4 protein-coding genes and 1 pseudogene are annotated in these 4,545 nt (G+C 72.8%); 2 read left to right on the top strand and 3 right to left on the bottom strand.

Features of this window, described 5'->3' with window-relative positions:
• The 3 genes from FV222_RS18005 to FV222_RS17995 form a co-directional block, all read right to left on the bottom strand.
• A partial coding sequence (locus tag FV222_RS18005) for a phytoene/squalene synthase family protein (protein WP_147815311.1) occupies window positions 1-773 on the bottom strand: 773 nt, incomplete at its 3' end.
• A 4-nt stretch (window positions 774-777) separates the two neighbouring features.
• The gene (locus FV222_RS18000) at window positions 778-975 is read right to left on the bottom strand and encodes a DUF4089 domain-containing protein (protein WP_147764368.1); all 198 of its coding nucleotides are present in this window, start codon (window positions 973-975) and stop codon (window positions 778-780) included.
• 186 nt (window positions 976-1,161) lie between these two features.
• A complete protein-coding gene (locus tag FV222_RS17995; RefSeq protein ID WP_147764369.1) occupies window positions 1,162-1,632 on the bottom strand; it encodes an ureidoglycolate lyase in 471 nt (156 codons plus the stop codon).
• Window positions 1,633-1,791: 159 nt separating this feature from the next.
• Here FV222_RS17995 and puuE point away from each other — a divergent pair.
• Together puuE and FV222_RS17985 are read left to right on the top strand one after the other, a co-directional pair.
• Window positions 1,792-2,703: pseudogene (gene puuE, locus FV222_RS17990) on the top strand (allantoinase PuuE); the annotation flags it as partial.
• A gap of 58 nt (window positions 2,704-2,761) precedes the next feature.
• A complete protein-coding gene (locus FV222_RS17985; protein ID WP_147764371.1) occupies window positions 2,762-4,396 on the top strand; it encodes an aromatic amino acid ammonia-lyase in 1,635 nt (544 codons plus the stop codon).
• Window positions 4,397-4,545: the final 149 nt, after the last annotated feature.

The raw sequence follows: 4,545 nt of genomic DNA, 5'->3' as shown, positions 1-4,545 counted from the left end.
TCGCGGTCGGCGCCGCCGCCAAGCGGCAGCGCGGCGCGGGTGAGCAGCTTCAGCTTGCGCCCCGCCCCGACGCGGGCGCGGCGGGTGACGCTGTCGAACCCGTTCCGGGCGATCTCCGCGCCGATCTCGGCGTAGATCAGGCGCGCGGCCCGGATCGCCGGGCGGCAGGCGAGCGGCAGGCCGCCGACGCCGGCCTCCGAGCGGGCGTAGAGCACGTCCGCGGCAGCCAGCAACCGGGCGACCACGTCGCGCAGGGCATCCGTCGCCGTCGGCTCGGCCAGGAACGCGTCCGGATCGATGCCGGCCTCTTCGAGCCAGTCGAGGGGCAGGTAGAGGCGCCCCATGCGCGCATCCTCGCCGACGTCGCGGGCGATGTTGGTGAGCTGCATCGCGACGCCGAGGTCGCAGGCCCGCGCCAGCACGTCGGCGTCGCGCACGCCCATGATCAGCGTCATCGTCGCGCCCACAGAAGCCGCGACCCGGGCGGCGTAGGCGCAGAGTTCGCCCAAGGTCGCGTAGCGGCGGCCTTCGCAATCCCAGGCGAACCCTTCGATCAGCGCCGCCGGCAGCGCCTGCGGGATCGCGTGGTCGGCGACGACGTCGGCCAGCGCCCGGTCGGCGGTCACGTCGGTGAAGGCGTTGATCGCCGGGTCGATCCGGGCGATCCGCGCCAGCGCGGCCTCGATCACGGTGCGCGCCCGGACACGCCCCTGCCCGACGCCGGCGGCGATCGAACCGGCCTCGGCCCGGCTCCAGTCGGTGCTCTGCTCCATCGCCTCAGGCCTCGAAGACCGGGGCGGCCTCGGCCTCGTCGGGCAGCGGGAAGCCGCCGACGAGGTCGGCTGCGGCGGCCAGCACCCGGAGGTTGGCCGTCACCGGCGCGATCCAGGCGGGATCGAGGCTCAAGCCGAGAAGTGCGGCGCTGGCGGCGGCGAAGGCATCGAGATCCGGCAGCGGTGCGTCGCGGGTCGTCATCGGGCATCCTCATCGAAAGGGCGTGGGCCGAGCGGGGCAGGGTCGGCGGGCAAGGGTTGCGCCAAACCCGGCGCGTAAGGGGCTAGGTATCGCGCCTGCCCATTTCGCAGGCATGATCCGATCAGGCGGATTTGCCTATTTTATAATCATTTGGCTGACGCTGCGCATCATGCGGGCACAGATCGATCAATCGGGGCCGAGGGTCACCGGCGCGATGGCGGCGAACACGCAATCCTCCGGCGTGCCGTCCTCGTGCACGAGCATCGCGAAGGTGCCGGGGGTCGAGAGCGTCGTCAGGTGCGCGTGCCAGGCCCCGGCGCGGTAGTTGACGCCGGCGTGCCCCGGCACCCGGAAGGCGCGGATCGCGGATTCGTCGGGCCGCCCATCGCGGTCGGGCGCCACGACGACGAGGTAGGCCTCCACCGCCAGCGGCAGGAAGGTCTGGCTCGAATGGGGATGCCGCTCCAGGCGGGTCAGGGGCATCAGGCCGGCGAACGGCTCGCTGCGGATCAGGGCGAGGTTGGCGGCCACGCCCGCGCGAAAGTTCTCGATCGGGCTCGCATGGTCCTGCCGCGGCCCGCTGTCCGGTGCGACCAGCAGGTCGGCGAAGGGCCGAAGGGCGGCCTCGTCCACCGGTTCGATCGGGATCGTGCGCATCGGCGGTCCTGGTTTCACGGCTTTCCGGCGCCGCGCCGAGGGGGCACGGCGGGCGCCGGCTTCAAGCGGGATTCGGGCCGGATCCCGCGGGCGGGGTTGACGGCGGCCCCGGCCGCGTCCTTGCGTCGAGGGAGCCTGGCGACCACCCGAGCAGATCCGTTGACCGATCCCCGCGACCCTGCCTACCCCCGCGACCTCGTCGGCTACGGCCGCAACCCGCCTCGGGCCGACTGGCCGGGCGAGGCCCGCGTCGCGGTGCAGATCGTGCTGAACTACGAGGAGGGCGCCGAGAACTGCATCCTGCACGGCGACCCCGCGTCCGAGGCGTTCCTGTCCGAGATCGTCGGCGCGCAGCCCTGGCCGGGGCAGCGCCACATGAACATGGAATCGCTCTACGAGTACGGCTCGCGCGCCGGGTTCTGGCGGCTGTGGCGGCTGTTCACGGCCCGCGGGATTCCCGTCACCGTGTTCGGCGTGGCGCATGCGCTGATGCGCAACCCGGAGGCCGTCGCGGCGATGCGGGAGGCCGAGTGGGAGATCGCCAGCCACGGCCTCAAGTGGATCGACATGCGCGACGCCTCCCGCGCGGACGAGGGGGCGGCGATGGACGAGGCGATCCGCATCCACGCGGCGGTGACGGGGACGAGGCCCGAGGGCTGGTACACCGGCCGCTCCTCGGTCCACACCCTGGAGCTCGGCCTGGAGCGCGGCTTCACCTACCTGTCGGATTCCTACGCCGACGACCTGCCCTACTGGCTGACGCAGGCCGGGCGCACCGGCCTCGTGGTGCCCTACACCCTCGACGCCAACGACATGCGGTTCGCCAGCCTCCAGGGCTTCAATTCCGGCGACCAGTTCTTCGCCTACCTCCGCGACAGCTTCGACGTGCTCTACGCCGAGGGTGCGACGGCGCCCAAGATGATGTCGGTCGGCCTGCATTGCCGCCTCGTCGGCCGGCCGGGGCGGATGGCGGCGCTCGCCCGCTTCCTCGACCACGTCGCCGCCCACGACCGCGTCTGGCTCGCCCGCCGCCTCGACATCGCCCGCCACTGGATCGCCCGCCATCCGGCGCCGTGACGGCCCGGTTCGTGCTCCCCCGCCGGGAAAGCCCTCCTTCGAGAGACAGCCCATGACGACGACCACCATCGACGGCCGCACCCTCACCGCAGCGGACGTGCTCGCGGTCGCCCGCCTCGACGCCGCCGGCCACCGCGCCGAGGCGGTCCTGGACGAGGGCGCGCGAAAGAACCTCGTCGGTGCGCGGGACTACATCGACGCGCACTTCATGACCGACGACGCGCCGCTGATGTATTCGTTCAACACCGGCGTCGGCCTGTTCAAGGACCAGCGCGTGCGCATGGACGAGATGCAGGCCTACCAGCGGCTCACCGTCTACGCCCACGCCACTGGCATGGGCGAGCCGTTCGACGCGGAGGCGGTGCGCGCCACCATGCTGCTGCGCGCCAACGCCTTCGCCTCGAACTTCTCCGGGCCGCGCGTCGCCGTCGTCGACCGGCTGCTCGCCTGCCTGAACGCCGGGATCGTGCCGGTGATCCCGTCCAAGGGTTCGGTCGGGGCGTCTGGCGACCTCGCGCCGCTGGCGCACCTGGCCGGGGCGATCTGCGGGTTCGCGGAGGCCGAGGCCTATTACGAGGGCCGCCGCATGCCGGCCCGCGAGGCGCTGACGCTGGCGGGCTTGCCGGCCGAATTCCCCCTGGAGGCCAAGGACGCCTCGGCTCTGATCAACGGCTCCACCGTGTCGCTCGCCGTCGGCGTGCTGGCGCTCGAGGACATGAAGCGGGTGCTGAAGGCCGCCGAGGTCGCGCTCGCCCTGACGCTCGAGGCGTTGCGGGCGGAGAAGGCCGCCTTCGATCCCCGCGTCCACGCCGCCCGCCCGCACAAGGGCCAGGCGGCCTCGGCCCGCAACGTGCTGCGGATGATCGGCGATTCCGAGCGCTGCACCGAAGGCGCCCGCGTCACGGTGTTCCCCGACGAGGCCCGCGCGCCCGGCCAGGCCCCGCCGCCGCGGGTGCAGGACGTGTACTCGCTGCGCTGCGCGCCGCAGGTGCACGGGCCGGTGCGCGAGGCGCTGGCCTACGTCGACGGCATCATGGGCACCGAGATCAACGCGGCCACCGACAACCCGCTGATCTTCGCCGACGGGGCCGACCACTACACCTGCATCTCGGCCGGGCACTTCCACGGCGCCTACGTGGCGCAGGCGATGGACCTGCTCGCCATCACCGCCACCGACCTCGGCTCGATCTCGGAGCGGCGGCTCGCGCGCCTCGTCGACCCGACCATGAGCTACGGCCTGCCGCGCAACCTGCTCGCCGGCAAGAAGGGCCTCAACACGGGCTTCGCCACCGTGCAATGCACGATGTCGGCCCTCGTCATGGAGAACCGGACCCTGTCGATGCCCGGCTCGGTCGACTCGATCCCCGGCAAGTCGAACGCCGAGGACCACGTCTCGAACTCGACCTGGTGCGCGCGCAAGGCCCGCACCATCGTCGCCAACGTCGAGACCATCGTCGCCGGCGAGATCCTGATGGCCTGCCAGGCGCTCTCCCTCGTCGCCGACGTGGCCCGGGAGCATCCCCTCGGCTCCGGCACCCAGGCGGCGCTGGACGCGGTGCGCAAGGTCATCGCCCCGGCCCTGTCCGGCGACCGCTGGTACCAGAGCGAGATGGAGGCCGCGCTCGCTCTGGTGCGCTCGGGGGCGGTGGTCGCGGCGGTGGAGGCCGCGGTCGGCCCGCTGGAATAGGCTCCGCGGCCCGCAACCGCATCGGCGCCACAATCGGGTCGCTGGATCGGGCGGGAACGAGGGGGATTCGATCGTGCGCCCTGCCCTTGGCGCGTCCTGCCTGACGCTCGCGACGCTCCTGGCCGTCGCGCCGGTCGCAGCCCGCGCGG

Source organism: Methylobacterium sp. WL103, assembly GCF_008039885.1.
In the GTDB taxonomy this organism is placed as follows: Bacteria; Pseudomonadota; Alphaproteobacteria; order Rhizobiales; family Beijerinckiaceae; genus Methylobacterium; species Methylobacterium cerastii.
The sequence above is the reverse complement of the archived record's forward strand: the minus strand, read 5'-3'. Positions and strand labels throughout refer to the sequence as shown.